This is a genomic window from Phycicoccus sp. Root563, from assembly GCF_001427915.1.
GTDB lineage: Bacteria > Actinomycetota > Actinomycetes > Actinomycetales > Dermatophilaceae > Pedococcus.
Genome location: NZ_LMGM01000001.1, coordinates 1,203,230 through 1,216,862 on the forward strand (window position 1 = coordinate 1,203,230; position 13,633 = coordinate 1,216,862).

Below are 13,633 nucleotides of genomic sequence, written 5' to 3' on the forward strand. Positions count from 1 at the left end.
ACACCCCGGCCCCCGACACCCCCGCCCCCGCGCCCGACACCCCCGCCCCCCGCGCCGCACGCAAAGCGGGTGTCGTTCGGCGACCCGGGACTTATTTGTCGGTGCCTTGCGGAACGACACCCGCTTTGCGCGTGTCACGGTGGGCGTCGAGAGCCCCGCCGCGAGCCGCGGGGCCGACGCGCGGCCGACTGGCTGGCCGGCTGGATCAGTCGAAGACGATGGTGCGGCGGCCGCGCAGGACGACGCGGTGCTCGGCGTGCCAGCGGACGGCTCGCGCCAGGGCCATGGCCTCGAGCTCCTGCCCCACCGAGGCCAGCTGCGCCGGGCTCATCCGGTGGTCGACCCGGCGGAAGTCCTGCTCGATGATCGGCCCCTCGTCGAGGTCGGCCGTCACGTAGTGCGCCGTCGCCCCGATGACCTTGACGCCGCGGTCGTGCGCCTGGGTGTACGGCTTGGCACCCTTGAAGCTCGGCAGCAGCGAGTGGTGGATGTTGATGATCCGCCCCGGCAGGTCGGCGCAGAGGTCGGCCGACAGGATCTGCATGTACCGCGCCAGGACGATGGTGTCGGCCCGGTGCTCGGCGATGAGGTCACGCAGCTGCTGCTCCGCGGCGGGCTTGGTGTCACGGGTCACCGGGACGTGGTGGAACGGCACCCCGTGCCATTCCGCGAGACCCCGGAAGTCCTCGTGGTTGGACACGATGGCCGGGACCTCGACGGGCAGCGACCCGCTCTCGACCCGGAACAACAGGTCGTTGAGGCAGTGTCCCTGCTGGCTGACCATGACGAGGACGCGCCGCCGCTGGGACAGGTCGTGCACGGCATACTCCATCGCGAACTGCGCCGCCACGGGCGCCAGTCCGGCGTCGACCTCGGCCACCGGCAGGGCCGCCCCCTCGCGCACGAGGTGCATGCGCAGGTGGAACTCCCCCGAGGTGGCGTCCGCGAACTGCTGGCTGTCGAGGATGGTCATCGCCAGCTCGAGCATGACGCCCGAGACGGCGTGGACGATGCCACGGCGGTCGGGGCAGGAGACGGTGAGGACGAACTCGCGGCCGCTCTCGGCGGACGCCGGCATGGACTGGTGCACCCGGACAGCCTAGGGGCGGGTCAGCAGCACGATCCCCAGGCACATCTCGTCGGTCGTCCCCTCGCCCCACACGACGTACCGCTCGGGCACGCCGGCGAGCGCGGGAAGCTGGTCGCGCAGGCCCTGGTCGTGCCGGCAGGTGACGGTGAGGGTGTCGCCGGCCTTCACCCTGACCGCGGGCGTCACCGGCTTGCTCCCCTGGTTGTCGAAGTCCCAGATCGGCAGGTCGAGGATGGTGCGCTCACCCTTCTTGCCCTGGTTCACCACGACGGAGATGCTGCGCCCCAGCAGGTGCATGTGCCCCGCGACCGCCCGTATGGTGCCCGGCTGGGTCACCGGGCGGGTGCACGACTGCGTGGGCGTGGCCCTGATCGGCCCGCACAGCAGGTGCAGGAGGTTCGCGGTCGAGCCGGCCGCGGCGCCGAACCGCTGCTGCACGTCGGCCACGGCAGCCTGACGCGCACACAGGGGTCCGGCGTGTCCGGGGCGGCACGGCAGCTCGACCGGGCCCGGGAGCAGGACGGTCTCGAGGGTCTTGCGGGTGCCGTCGTCGGCCGCGACCCGCAGCCGGGCTGCCGAGGTGTCCGGGGAGTCACCCGCGAGCAGGTTGTAGTGGACCTGCATGACGATGCGGGTCCCCGGTGCCAGGGGCATGCCCAGGTCCTTGGCCAGCAGGCTCTCGCCGCCGCCGGGTGCCCACGCCCCCAGCCACGGTGCGTCGTCGAGGGTGCTGCCCTGGCTCTCGACGCCGGTGCCACCGAAGCAGGTCCAGCCCTGCCCGGGCTCCGCCGCGTCCTTCGCCTGGGCCACCGCCACCTTGTCCGGCGGGATCCGGAACAGGATGACGTGGTGGACGACGTCCGGGTTGCCCGGCAGGACGTTGATCCCCGTGACCACGGACTTGGCCGTGAGGTGCGGGTCGAGCAGGAAGCAGCGGTAGTCGTCCGTCCCCGGGGCGGCCGGCGCCTTGGGTGTGTATGCCGCCGGCATCCGCAGCGTGACGAACCGTTCGCCGGTGCGCAGCGGCGCGACCGGCTTGGTGGTGGCCGCGCCGTGGGCGGCGTGCCCCGACGTCGTCGTGGCGGTGGCTGCCGGTGTCGTCGTGGCCGGCGGTGCCGCGGTCGCTGCGGACCCGGCTGTCGTCCCTCGGCTGGCGCAGGCCGTGAGCACGAGGGCTGCGACCGCGGCCATGGCGCACCCGGTGAGGGCGCGACGGACGGGGCGGCGGTGCATCACCTCATGAGTGTAGGCAGCACCGGCGTTCCGGGAGGTGGTTCGACCTCAGGCGGTCGAGGCGGCGAGCTGGCCGCAGGCCCCGTCGATGTCCTGGCCACGGGTGTCGCGGATCGTCGTCGGGATGCCGTGCGCCCGCAGCCGTTCGACGAACTGCTGCTCGACGCCGGGGCGGGAGGCCGTCCACTTCGAGCCGGGAGTCGGGTTCAGCGGGATCGGGTTGACGTGCACCCAGCCGCGACCGCGGGCGTTGAGCTTCTTCCCGAGCAGGTCGGCCCGCCAGGCATGGTCGTTGATGTCCTTGATCAGGGCGTACTCGATGCTGACCCGGCGACCGGTTGCCTCGTAGTAGCGGTAGGCGGCGTCGAGCGCCTCGTCGACGCTCCAGCGCGTGTTGATCGGCACGAGCTCGTTGCGCAGCTCGTCGTCGGGGGCGTGCAGCGACAGGGCGAGCGTCACCGGGATGCCCTCGGCCGCGAGCTTGTCGATGGCCGGCACGAGACCGACCGTCGACATCGTGATGCCGCGGGCCGACATGCCGAGGCCGTCGGGCGCCGGGTCGGTCATCCGGCGGATGGCGCCGATCGCGGCCTTGTAGTTGGCCAGCGCCTCACCCATGCCCATGAACACGACGTTGGAGATGCGGGTCGGGCCGCTCACCTCCGGGGCGCCGTCCTCGTCGCCGAGCTCGGCAGCGTCGACCGCCCCCTCGGTGGTGACCGACGCGGCGAGCTCCCCGCTGCGCAGCATCCGGGCCGCCTGCACGACCTGCTCGACGATCTCACCGGCCGACATGTTGCGGGTCAGACCCGCCTGTCCGGTGGCGCAGAACGGACAGTTCATGCCGCAGCCGGCCTGGCTGGAGATGCAGATGGTGACGCGCCTGGGGTACCGCATGAGGACGGACTCCACGATGGCCCCGTCGTGCAGCTTCCAGGCCGACTTGATGGTCATGCCGTCGTCGGCGGTGCGCTGGACGTGCGGCGTCAGCAGTGTGGGGAGCAGGTCGGCCACGAGCTGGTCGCGGACCCCCTTGGGCAGGTCGGTCATCTCCTCAGGCGAACCGACGAGGCGCTCGAAGTAGTGCGTCGACAGCTGCTTGGCGCGGAATCCCTTGTGCCCCAGCGCCTCCACCGCTTCCTTGCGCTCGGCCGGCGACAGGTCGGCGAGGTGGCGCGGGGGCTTGCCCCGTCGCGGCGCGGTGAACGTCAGGGCTCCGGGGGCGGGGCGCTGCGCGGTGGGCTCGGGGAGGGAGGTCGTCATGGCTCCCCCAGTTTCGCAGCCACCCACCGGAACTGCCCAATCGCCGGGGCACCGGCCTAGGGTGGGGCGCACCGACCAGGGGAGGAACTGCGCCGTGGGGCTGTTCTCACGCAGGAAGGGTTCGCCGGGCCCGGACGAGCCGTCGCGCCCGGGTTCGGGCGGCCACAGCGGCCCACGGCGGGTCGACGACGCCCTGACGATGTTCGAGGAGTCCGATGCCGCCACCTTCCGGTCCACGGTCCGCGAGACGCTCGCGGAGATGGGTTTCGAGGTCACCGTGCTCGCGGACCACGTGACGACCGACGACGGCCGCCAGTGGGGCCTGTGGAACCTCGGTGCCGGGTGCGCCGGCACCCCTCACGACCAGTGGCCCGCCACCGTCCGCGCGCACTTCACCACGGTCATGGCCGGCGCCGACGACGAGCCCCTCACCGCGGCATACCTCGAGGCGCACGTCGTCAGCCGGCTGATGGAGGAGGACGGCCTGCGCCAGACCCCGGACTGGGTCGACCGCGGGCTGGAGTGGGCCCCGGGGGTGCGGCAGGTGGTCGTCGTCGACACCCCGGAGACGGTCCAGGTCCTGCCGCCGGCCGCGTTCGAGGAGTTCAGGCCGCTGGGACCGTGGTTCGACCGTGGGCTGGCCAACCTGCGGGCCCAGCTCGACACCGAGACGTTCCAGCTCGAGGCGGTCACCCATGGCGACTCGACGTTCTGGTGCCTGCTCGGCGACAGCGTCTACACGGCCAGCCTGGCCCTGCTCCTGCCGGACGTGGTGCAGCGGTATGCCGCGCAGCCCTTGTCGGACAAGGGCGTCCTGTTCGCGATCCCGTTCCGTCACCAGCTCGCGTTCCACGTCGTCGACGGGCCGCAGGCAGCCCTGAACGCGCTGATGGTGATGCCGCAGTTCGCCGCCGCGGGGTTCCTGGAGGGCAGCGGACCGGTGAGCCCGAGCGTCTTCTGGTGGCAGGAGGGCCGGGTGCGTCAGGTCTCCACGATGACCGCCGACCGGCGGCTGTCGGTCACGCCCGGCCCCGAGCTCGAGGTGCTGCTCGGGATGACCCGCGGCGACGAGGCCTGAGCCCACGAGACCCGAGCCCACGAGACCCGAGCCGACGAGGCCTGGACCGACGAGACGCAGCCTGACCGCGCCTCAGACGGGGACGAGCCAGGCGAGCAGTGCCCACGCGACCGGAGCGACCAGCACGAGCGAGTCGAGGCGGTCCATGATGCCGCCGTGCCCGGGGAGGATGTTGCTCATGTCCTTGACGCCGAGGTCGCGCTTGACCGTCGACTCGGTGAGGTCGCCGACGGTCGCCGCCACGGCCACGCAGGCACCCAGCAGCGCGCCACCCCAGGCAGGGCCGTCGAGGAGCAGGACCACGGTGATCGCCCCGCCGGCGACGCACGTGATGACCGAACCGGCGAAGCCCTCCCACGACTTCTTGGGGCTGACCGACGGAGCCATCGGGTGCTTGCCGAAGATCACGCCGAAGACATAGCCACCCACGTCGCTGAGCACCGTGACGAGGATGAAGGCGACGACCCGGCGCGACCCGTCGTCCGGCCGCAGCATCAGGGCCGCGAACCCGGCGAGGAACGAGGGGTACACCGCGACGAAGAAGCCTCCGGCGAGGTCGCGGACGGCGTCGAGCACCCCGTCGGCGATGCGCCAGAGCAGGATCCCGACGCAGGTGAGGCCGAGGGTGAGGACCAGCGCCTCGCCACCGCCGATGTAGGCGGAAAGGATCATGCTCACGCTGCCGACGACGCTGGGCACCAGTGGGACGGCGATGGAGACCTGCAGCAGGGCGCGGCGCAGCTCCCAGACGCCCACGGCGACCGCCGCGACCACGATGACGAGCATCAGCTCCTTGAGCAGGAGCAACGAGCCGACGATGAGGATGCCGAGCCCGACCCCCACCGCGATGGCCGCGGGGAGGTCGCGGCCCGCGCGCGACGGCTTGGTCACGGGCGCGCCGGAGTCCGCGTCGTCCGGGACGTCACGGCGTTGACGGCGCGCACTGCGGGAGGAGGGAGCGGACATGTCGGACGTGAGCGAACGTCCTCGGGTGGTGGTCGGCGGGCGCCTCACACCTCGAGGAGCTCGGCCTCCTTGCCCTTGAGCAGCTCGTCCACGCTGTCGACGTACTTCTTCGTCGTGGCGTCGAGCTCCTTCTCGCCGCGGGCGCCGTCGTCCTCGCCGATGTCGCCGTCCTTGACGAGCTTGTCGATCTCGTCCTTGGCCTTGCGGCGGATGTTGCGGATCGACACCTTGGCGTCCTCGCCCTTGGTGCGGGCGAGCTTGATGTAGTCCTTGCGGCGCTCCTCGGTGAGCATCGGGAGCACGCAGCGGATGACGTTGCCGTCGTTGCTGGGGTTCACGCCGAGGTCGGAGTCGCGCAGGGTCTTCTCGATCTCGCTCATCGCCGACTTGTCGAACGGGGAGATGAGGATGGTGCGCGCCTCGGGCGTCTGGAAGGAGGCGAGCTGCTGCAGGGGGGTCGGGGCCCCGTAGTAGCTGACCATGAGCTTGTTGAACATGCCCGGGGTCGCGCGGCCGGTGCGGATGCCGGCGAAGTCGTCCTTGGCGACCTCGACGGCCTTGTCCATCTTCTCCTCGGCCTCGAGGAGAGTCTCTTCAATCATGTTCCGGCTCCTTCTCGGGCGGTCCCGGTGGGGGCCGCCGGTGGTGTGTGGTCAGTCGTGGGTCGGGCAGGTCGCGGTGGTGGGCCGACTCACCCAGGGATGACCAGCGTCCCGATCCTCTCACCGCGCAGCGCCTTGACGACGTTGCCCTCGCCCTCCATGCCGAAGACGACCATGGGCAGCTTGTTGTCCATGCAGAGGCTGAACGCTGCCGTGTCCACGACCCGCAGCCCGCGCTGCATGGCCTCGGTGTAGGTGATCTCGTCGTACTTGGTGGCGGAGGGGTTGGTGCGGGGGTCGGAGTCGTAGACCCCGTCGACCCCGTTCTTGCTCATGAGCACGGCGTCGCACTTGATCTCGAGCGCACGCTGGGCCGAGACGGTGTCGGTGGAGAAGAACGGCATGCCGGCGCCGGCGCCGAAGATGACCACGCGGCCCTTCTCGAGGTGCCGGATCGCGCGGCGCGGGATGTACGGCTCCGCGACCTGACCCATCGTGATCGCGGTCTGCACGCGCGTCTCGATGCCCTCCTTCTCCAGGAAGTCCTGCAGCGCGAGGCAGTTCATCACCGTGCCGAGCATGCCCATGTAGTCGGCCCGGGTGCGGTCCATGCCCTGCTGTTGCAGCTCGGCGCCGCGGAAGAAGTTGCCGCCACCGATGACCACGGCGACCTCGATCCCCCCACGCACGGACTCGGCGATCTGGCGGGCGATCCCGCGGACGACGTCGGGGGCCAGGCCGACCTTGCCGCCACCGAACACCTCGCCCGAGAGCTTGAGCAGCACCCGGCGGCGCAACCCGGGAGACCCGTCGATGGACGATCCGGTTGGGGTCTGCTCGGGGGCAGAAGTCACGACAGATCCTCCTGAAGCTGTACTGGCGGTCACCGCATACTTCCACACCTCCCGTGATCCTCCGCCTCGGCGGTCGTCCCCGGGTTGGGCTCGTGGACCCCGCGCGTGGCAGGGTTGGCCGAGGTGGGCCCCGAGCGCGGGCACGCCCACCCACGGCACAGCAGGCAGCGAAGGAGACGCACATGAGGTCAGGCATCCTCCCCGGGCACCGCGACGACGCGGTCCGGCCCCAGGACGACCTGTTCGGCTACGCCAACGGCACGTGGGTGCGGGAGACCGAGATCCCCGGCGACCGCGGCCGCTACGGCACCTTCGACATGCTGCGCGAGCAGTCCGACGAGCGGGTCCGCCGCCTGATCGACCGCGCGGCGGCCGACACCAGCGCCGAAGCCGGTTCGCCCACCCGCAAGGTCGGCGACCTCTACCGCTCCTTCATGGACGAGGAGAAGGTCGAGTCGCTGGGGCACACGCCGATCGACGCCGACCTCGCCGACATCGCCACGGTGACCGGCACCGACGAGCTCTTCCGCACGATGGGCCGCCTGCAGCGCCAGGGCGTCCCCGGCGTGCTCGGCTTCTACGTCGCCCCCGACGCCAAGAACCCCGACGAGTACACCCTGTACCTCTCCCAGGGCGGCCTCGGCCTCCCCGACGAGTCCTACTACCGCGAGGAGCGGCACGCAGCCGTCCTCGCGGCATACCTCCCGCACGTCGCCCGCATGCTCGACCTGGTGGGCATCGGCGGGGGCGCCACCGACCCCGGCTCACCCGCCGCGCGCGTGGTGGCCCTCGAGACGACCCTCGCCGGCCACCACTGGGACAACGTCGCCACCCGCGACGCGGTGAAGAGCTACAACCCGTACGGCCGCTACGACCTCGAGGACCTCGGGCCCGAGGTGATGTGGTCGGACTACATCCGCGGGCTCGACGCCCAGGGCGCGTTCGAGAACGTCGTGGTGGGCCAGCCCAGCTTCCTCGACGGCCTGTCGGTGGCGCTGGACGAGATCGGGATCGACGACTGGAAGGCGTGGCTGTCCTTCCACCTCGTCAGCTCGGCCGCCCCGCTGCTCAGCCGCGAGTTCGTCGACGCCGAGTTCGACTTCTCCGGACGCGTCATCAGCGGGCTGCCCGAGAACCGCGAGCGCTGGAAGCGTGGCGTCTCCCTCGTCGAGGGAGCCATCGGCGAGGCCGTGGGCCAGCTGTATGCCGCGGAGCACTTCCCGCCGGAGGCCAAGGACCGGATGCTCACCCTCGTCGGCAACCTCGTCGAGGCGTTCCGGCGCTCCTTCGACGGGCTCGACTGGATGGGACCGGAGACGCGGACCCAGGCGCTCGAGAAGCTGGAGTCGTTCACCCCCAAGGTCGGCTACCCCGACGTGTGGCGCGACTACTCGGCCCTCGAGATCGACGACGACCTCGTGGCGAACGTCCGCCGGGCCAACGAGTTCGAGTTCGAGCGGGAGCTGGCCAAGCTGGGCGGCCCGATCGACCGCAACGAGTGGATGATGCTCCCGCAGACGGTCAACGCCTACTACCACCCGATGCTCAACGAGATCGTGTTCCCGGCCGGCATCCTCCAACCGCCGTTCTTCGACCTGGACGCCGACGACGCCGTCAACTACGGCGGCATCGGTGCGGTCATCGGTCACGAGATCGGCCACGGCTTCGACGACCAGGGCTCGCGGTACGACGCCCGGGGCGCGCTGCGCGACTGGTGGACCGAGGAGGACCGCGCCCGCTTCGACGAGCGGACCCAGGCCCTCATCGCCCAGTTCAGCGAGCTGTCCCCCCTCGCGGCACCGGACGACAAGGTCAACGGCGCACTCACCGTCGGCGAGAACATCGGCGACCTCGGCGGCCTCGCGATCGGCTACTCCGCCTACCGCATCGCCACCGAGGGCGAGCAGGTCGCCGAGCTCGACGGCCTCACCGGGCCGCAGCGGTTCTTCGTCGGCTGGGCGCAGGTGTGGTCGGGCAAGGCGCGGACCGAGGAGGCCAAGCGGCTGCTCGCCATCGACCCGCACTCCCCCATGGAGATCCGGGCCAACGCCGTGCGCAACTGCGACGAGTTCCACGAGGCGTTCGACGTCCGCGAGGGCGACGGCATGTGGCTCGCGCCGGACCAGCGCGTCCGCATCTTCTGAGCACCTCGATGCCCGACACCCTCCGCGACGACCCGCCGGTCACCGTCGCCATCACCCGGCGGGTCCGTCCGGAGGACGAGCAGCTCATGCAGGCGTGGGTCGAGGCCGGGACCTCGCTCGCGCAGAACTTCCCGGGATTCCTCGGCACCGGCTGGCTGCGGCCCGGCCCCGGGTCGCGTGAGTGGCACATGCTCTACCGCTTCGACTCCCGCGCGAGCCTGCTGCTCTGGGAGGAGTCACGCGAGCGCACCATGTGGTTGCGCTCGGCCCAGGACCTCGTGCAGCACACCCGCGTGGAGCACCGCACCGGCATCGAGGGCTGGTTCGACGAACCCCAGCACCGCCCCGCGGACGACGCGGGCGACCCCGTGCCCCCTGCACCCCCTCGCTGGAAGCAGGCCGTGACGATCTGGACGGCGTTCTTCCCGACCAACCTGCTGTTCACGTGGCTGCTGGTGCCGTTGACGCACGCGTGGCCGCTGGCGCTGCGGGTCCTGTTCATGACCCTGCTGCTCACCCCGGTCATGACCTACCTCGTGCTGCCGCAGGTCACCCGGCTCCTGCAACCCTGGTTGGTCAGAACCCGGCGTTCCTGAGCATGAACTCGGTCTCGGTGTCGCGCCCGCCCCGCGGGTCCGGACCGGGGTCGACGTCCTGGGTCGTCGTCATCTCCTCCGGCGGGACACGCTCCGGCAGGTGCGTGAAGTCCCGCGGTTCACGGGTGCGTGGCGCCTTCGCGGTGGTCCTGCGTGCTCTCCCCATACCTCAGTATGCCGCGGACCCGGGCCGCGCACGCGCCATCCGCCCGGGCACGCGCCCTAGGCCGCCCACACGCGAGGCCCGCCCCCCGAAGGGGACGGGCCTCGTGAACTGCGGTGGGCCCGAGGGCCCGGGTGGAGCTGGTGTCAGCTGCCGACGCGGAAGCGGGCGAACGACGTCGCGGTCGCGCCGGCCTCCTCGAGCACCTTGGCGACGGTCTTCTTGGCGTCCTTGGCGAACGGCTGCTCGAGCAGGACGTTCTCCTTGAAGAAGCCGTTGACGCGACCCTCGACGATCTTCGGGAGGGCGGCCTCGGGCTTGCCCTCCTCCTTCGCCGTGGCCTCGGCCACGCGACGCTCGTTCTCGACGGTGGTCGGGTCGACCTCGTCGCGGCTGAGCACCGTGGGGCTGAACGCCGCGACGTGCATCGCGACGTCGCGGACGACCTGCTCGTCGCCACCGTCGGCGCCGACGAGGACACCGATCTGCGCGGGCAGGTCGGGGCTGGTCTTGTGCAGGTACGACACGACGACCGGGGCCTCGACGCGAGCCACGCGCTTGACCTCGATCTTCTCGCCGATGGTCGCGTTCGCGTCGTCGAGCAGCTGCTTGACGGTACGACCGTCCTCGAGGCTGCTCGCGAGCAGCGCGTCCGCGTCGGAGACGCCGGACGCCACGGCCTGCGTGAGGACCTGGTCGGCGAGGGCGATGAACTTCTCACCCTTGGCGACGAAGTCCGTCTCGCAGAGGACCTCCACGAGGGTGCCCATGCCGGCGCCGGAGCGGGCCGTGACCAGCCCGTTGGACGCGGTGCGCCCCTCGCGCTTGGTGACGCCCTTCTGGCCCTTCACCCGAAGGATCTCGGTGGCCTTGGCGCGGTCGCCGTCAGCCTCGTCGAGGGCCTTCTTGACGTCGAGCATGCCGGCGCCGGTGGACTCACGCAGCGCCTTGATGTCAGCGGCGGTGTAGTTCGCCATGTGTGTTTCTCAGCTCTTCTCTGTCAGCAGTGCGGTCGGTGGGACGAGTGCTCAGGCCTTGGCGTCGGCGTCGGCCTCGGCCGGAGCCTCGGCAGCAGCGTCGGTCGCCTCGGCGGCAGGCGCCTCGGTGGCCTCGGCGACGGGCGCCTCGGTCGTCTCGGCAGCTGCAGCCTCGGGAGCGTCCGCGGCAGCGGTCTCGCCGGCCTCGGGGGCCACCGCGTCAGCGGTCTTGGCGGCGTCGCCACCGAGGAGCTCGCGCTCCCACTCGGCCAGCGGCTCGTCGGTCGCGACGACACCCTCGGCCTGCTCGCCGGACTTGCCAGCGGAGCGGGACATGAGGCCGTCGGCCACGGCGTCGGCGATGACGCGGGTCAGCAGCGTGACGGAGCGGATCGCGTCGTCGTTGCCGGGGATCTTGTAGTCGACCTCGTCGGGGTCGCAGTTGGTGTCGAGGATCGCGATGACCGGCAGGCCGAGCTTGCGCGCCTCGTCGACCGCGAGGTGCTCCTTCTTGGTGTCGACGATCCACACGGCCGAGGGGACCTTGGCCATGTTGCGGATGCCGCCCAGGGTCTTCTCGAGCTTGTCGCGCTCGCGCTTGAAGATCAGGAGCTCCTTCTTCGTGAAGCCGGAGGCCGCGACGTTGTCGTAGTCCAGCTCCTCGAGCTCCTTGAGGCGCGTGAGGCGCTTGGAGATCGTGTTGAAGTTGGTGAGCATGCCACCGAGCCAGCGGTGGTTGACGTACGGCATGCCGACGCGGGTCGCCTGCTCGGCGATGGGCTCCTGGGCCTGCTTCTTCGTGCCGACGAAGAGGATGGAGCCGCCGTGGGCGACGGTCTCGCGGACGAACTCGTACGCGTTGTTGATGTACGTCAGCGACTGCTGCAGGTCGATGATGTAGATGCCGTTGCGCTCGGTCATGATGAAGCGCTTCATCTTGGGGTTCCAGCGACGGGTCTGGTGCCCGAAGTGGACGCCGCTCTCGAGGAGCTGGCGCATGGTAACGACGGCCATGCCGTGTCTCCTATGTGTCGTTGTCAGTTTCGTCGGACCCGCCATGGGGGCGTGGTCCTGCCTGGCGTCTGGCCGCACCCCACCGGCACCCTGGCCGGACTGCTGTGGTGCGCCCCGGGTTCGGAGGAAACCTCGTCACCCGGCGAGAAGACGCGCGAATTAGGCCTCCGCGTGCGAGCACACGGTGACCGGCGTCCATCGTACGTGCTGGGCGGGGTGATCGAGAAATCCACCGCCCCGGCCCGGTCCCCGGCCCGGTCCCCGGCCCGGTCCCGGCCCTTTCCTGGCCCGCGTCGCCCGGTGACACGGGGGAAATGGGGGCGACGACGCGCCCCGCCCGGCGTAGGGTGCCCGACTTGTGGCTCCCCTCCTGTCCCGCCTCGGTGAGTGGGTCGCACCTGCGCGGATGGGCGTCCCGTTCCGCTGGAACCTCGCGTCGTCGTGGGTCGGCCAGCTGGGGGACGGCATCGCCCTGGCCGCCGGGCCCCTGCTCGTCGCCTCGCTGACCCGCGACCCCAGCCTCATCGCCGCCGCGGCGATGGTGCAGAACCTCCCGACCCTCCTGCTCGGCCTGTATGCCGGCGCCGTCGCCGACCGCGTCGACCGGCGGCGGCTCGTGCTGGCGGCCAACCTCGTGCGCGTGGTCGTGCTCGCGGTCCTGGCTGCGACGATCGCGACCGGCACGGTGTCGATCACCCTGCTCCTGGTGGCGCTGTTCGCCGTGGGCGTGGCCGAGCTGTTCGCCGACACCGGGTGGCGGGCCGTGCTCCCGATGATCGTCCCCAAGGCGGACCTGGGCATCGGGAACGCCCGGCAGATGTCGGGGTTCCTCGTGGCCAACCAGTTCATCGGTCCGGCCGTGGGGGCCAGCCTCTTCGCGCTGGGCTCCGCCGTGCCCTTCGGGGTCCAGGGCTGCGCCCTGCTGTTCTCCGCAGCCCTCTTCACCAAGGTCCGGCTGCCGCGGGAGGACGACACGGTCCGCCCGGAGCAGCACATCGGCCACGACATCCTCGACGGCCTGCGCTGGATCGCGGGGAACGCCCCCATCCGGACCCTGACGCTCATCATCTTCATCTTCAACGTCACCTGGGGCGCTCCGTGGGGCGTCCTCGTCTACTGGGCCCAGGAGCGGCTCGGTGTGGGAGCGGTCGGGTTCGGCCTGCTCACGACGTGCTCGGTGATCGGTGGGGTCACGTCCGTCCTGCTCTACGACCGGCTCGAGGCGAGGGTGCCGCTGGCCCGGCTCATGAAGATCTGCCTCGCCCTCGAGGTGCTCACCCACCTCGCACTGGCCCTGACCACCGTGGCCTGGGTCGCGATGGTGGTCATGGTCGTCTTCGGTGCGTACGCGTTCGTCTGGGGGTCGCTCTCCTCGGCGGTCCGGCAGCGCGCCACCCCCAACGAGCTGCAGGGCCGCGTGGGGAGCGTGTACTGGCTGGGCCTGATCGTGGGGCTGCTCGTCGGGCAGCTGCTCGGTGGCCTCATCGCCCGGCACTTCGGGGCGGCAGCACCGTTCTGGTTCGCGTTCGTGGGCGCCGGGGTCACGCTGCTCGCCGTGTGGCGCCAGCTCGACCACATCGCCCACGTCGACGGCGCACGGTCGAAGCCGGCGTCCGGGCAGGCACCCGTCGAGGCGACCGAGGACTGAACCGG

General features: G+C 71.2%; 13 protein-coding genes. 4 read left to right on the plus strand and 9 right to left on the minus strand.

The window, feature by feature from the left end; genetic code table 11:
- Nucleotides 1-205: 205 nt before the first annotated feature.
- Genes purU through rlmN form a run of 3 tightly spaced genes read right to left on the minus strand, consistent with a single transcriptional unit; the run spans nt 206 to nt 3,586 of the window.
- Nucleotides 206-1,078, minus strand: a complete 873-nt coding sequence (purU, locus tag ASD62_RS05615; RefSeq protein WP_056917189.1) for a formyltetrahydrofolate deformylase — start codon at nt 1,076-1,078, stop codon at nt 206-208.
- A 21-nt stretch (nt 1,079-1,099) separates the two neighbouring features.
- On the minus strand, nt 1,100-2,323 hold the full coding sequence (locus tag ASD62_RS05620) for a hypothetical protein (protein WP_056915117.1): 1,224 nt from the start codon (nt 2,321-2,323) through the stop codon (nt 1,100-1,102).
- 48 nt (nt 2,324-2,371) lie between these two features.
- The gene (gene rlmN, locus ASD62_RS05625; RefSeq protein ID WP_056915118.1) at nt 2,372-3,586 is read right to left on the minus strand and encodes a 23S rRNA (adenine(2503)-C(2))-methyltransferase RlmN; all 1,215 of its coding nucleotides are present in this window, start codon (nt 3,584-3,586) and stop codon (nt 2,372-2,374) included.
- 94 nt (nt 3,587-3,680) lie between these two features.
- Here rlmN and ASD62_RS05630 point away from each other — a divergent pair, with 94 nt between their 5' ends.
- Complete coding sequence (locus ASD62_RS05630) at nt 3,681-4,664, plus strand: hypothetical protein (RefSeq protein WP_056915119.1); 984 nt, start codon at nt 3,681-3,683, stop codon at nt 4,662-4,664.
- Nucleotides 4,665-4,736: 72 nt separating this feature from the next.
- Here the strand turns inward: ASD62_RS05630 and ASD62_RS05635 are convergent, their stop codons facing one another.
- From ASD62_RS05635 to pyrH, 3 genes are all read right to left on the minus strand, one after another.
- On the minus strand, nt 4,737-5,630 hold the full coding sequence (locus ASD62_RS05635) for a phosphatidate cytidylyltransferase (protein ID WP_082552919.1): 894 nt from the start codon (nt 5,628-5,630) through the stop codon (nt 4,737-4,739).
- A gap of 44 nt (nt 5,631-5,674) precedes the next feature.
- Nucleotides 5,675-6,232 carry a ribosome recycling factor gene (gene frr / locus ASD62_RS05640; RefSeq protein WP_056915120.1) on the minus strand — a complete coding sequence of 186 codons (558 nt, stop codon included), beginning with the start codon at nt 6,230-6,232 and terminating at the stop codon, nt 5,675-5,677.
- A gap of 89 nt (nt 6,233-6,321) precedes the next feature.
- Nucleotides 6,322-7,047 (minus strand): UMP kinase, encoded by a 726-nt coding sequence (gene pyrH / locus ASD62_RS05645; protein ID WP_056917191.1) that lies wholly within the window; start codon nt 7,045-7,047, stop codon nt 6,322-6,324.
- 221 nt (nt 7,048-7,268) lie between these two features.
- On the opposite strand from pyrH, the gene ASD62_RS05650 reads away from it, so the two are divergent.
- Both ASD62_RS05650 and ASD62_RS05655 read left to right on the plus strand, forming a co-directional pair.
- Complete coding sequence (locus ASD62_RS05650) at nt 7,269-9,230, plus strand: M13 family metallopeptidase (RefSeq protein ID WP_056915121.1); 1,962 nt, start codon at nt 7,269-7,271, stop codon at nt 9,228-9,230.
- A gap of 8 nt (nt 9,231-9,238) precedes the next feature.
- Nucleotides 9,239-9,826, plus strand: coding sequence for an antibiotic biosynthesis monooxygenase (locus ASD62_RS05655; protein WP_056915122.1), 588 nt, complete (start codon nt 9,239-9,241; stop codon nt 9,824-9,826).
- Here ASD62_RS05655 and ASD62_RS20060 read toward each other — a convergent pair.
- The 3 genes from ASD62_RS20060 to rpsB form a co-directional block, all read right to left on the minus strand.
- Nucleotides 9,807-9,992, minus strand: coding sequence for a hypothetical protein (locus ASD62_RS20060; RefSeq protein WP_157581369.1), 186 nt, complete (start codon nt 9,990-9,992; stop codon nt 9,807-9,809). The two genes, ASD62_RS05655 and ASD62_RS20060, sit on opposite strands and share 20 nt — an antisense overlap.
- Nucleotides 9,993-10,135: 143 nt before the next feature.
- Complete coding sequence (gene tsf / locus ASD62_RS05660) at nt 10,136-10,966, minus strand: translation elongation factor Ts (protein ID WP_056915123.1); 831 nt, start codon at nt 10,964-10,966, stop codon at nt 10,136-10,138.
- Nucleotides 10,967-11,017: 51 nt separating this feature from the next.
- Nucleotides 11,018-11,980, minus strand: coding sequence for a 30S ribosomal protein S2 (gene rpsB / locus ASD62_RS05665; protein WP_056915124.1), 963 nt, complete (start codon nt 11,978-11,980; stop codon nt 11,018-11,020).
- A gap of 358 nt (nt 11,981-12,338) precedes the next feature.
- On the opposite strand from rpsB, the gene ASD62_RS05670 reads away from it, so the two are divergent.
- A complete protein-coding gene (locus ASD62_RS05670; protein WP_082580592.1) occupies nt 12,339-13,628 on the plus strand; it encodes an MFS transporter in 1,290 nt (429 codons plus the stop codon).
- Nucleotides 13,629-13,633: the final 5 nt, after the last annotated feature.

What these genes read in the sequence shown, in the direction of transcription:
- ASD62_RS05650 (WP_056915121.1), top strand. Translation starts at nt 7,269, where the DNA reads ATGAGGTCAGGCATCCTCCCCGGGCACCGCGACGACGCGGTCCGGCCC.
- ASD62_RS20060 (WP_157581369.1), bottom strand. Translation starts at nt 9,992, where the DNA reads ATGGGGAGAGCACGCAGGACCACCGCGAAGGCGCCACGCACCCGTGAA.
- rpsB (WP_056915124.1), bottom strand. Translation starts at nt 11,980, where the DNA reads ATGGCCGTCGTTACCATGCGCCAGCTCCTCGAGAGCGGCGTCCACTTC.
- ASD62_RS05635 (WP_082552919.1), bottom strand. Translation starts at nt 5,630, where the DNA reads ATGTCCGCTCCCTCCTCCCGCAGTGCGCGCCGTCAACGCCGTGACGTC.
- frr (WP_056915120.1), bottom strand. Translation starts at nt 6,232, where the DNA reads ATGATTGAAGAGACTCTCCTCGAGGCCGAGGAGAAGATGGACAAGGCC.
- rlmN (WP_056915118.1), bottom strand. Translation starts at nt 3,586, where the DNA reads ATGACGACCTCCCTCCCCGAGCCCACCGCGCAGCGCCCCGCCCCCGGA.
- tsf (WP_056915123.1), bottom strand. Translation starts at nt 10,966, where the DNA reads ATGGCGAACTACACCGCCGCTGACATCAAGGCGCTGCGTGAGTCCACC.
- ASD62_RS05620 (WP_056915117.1), bottom strand. Translation starts at nt 2,323, where the DNA reads ATGCACCGCCGCCCCGTCCGTCGCGCCCTCACCGGGTGCGCCATGGCC.
- ASD62_RS05655 (WP_056915122.1), top strand. Translation starts at nt 9,239, where the DNA reads ATGCCCGACACCCTCCGCGACGACCCGCCGGTCACCGTCGCCATCACC.
- purU (WP_056917189.1), bottom strand. Translation starts at nt 1,078, where the DNA reads ATGCCGGCGTCCGCCGAGAGCGGCCGCGAGTTCGTCCTCACCGTCTCC.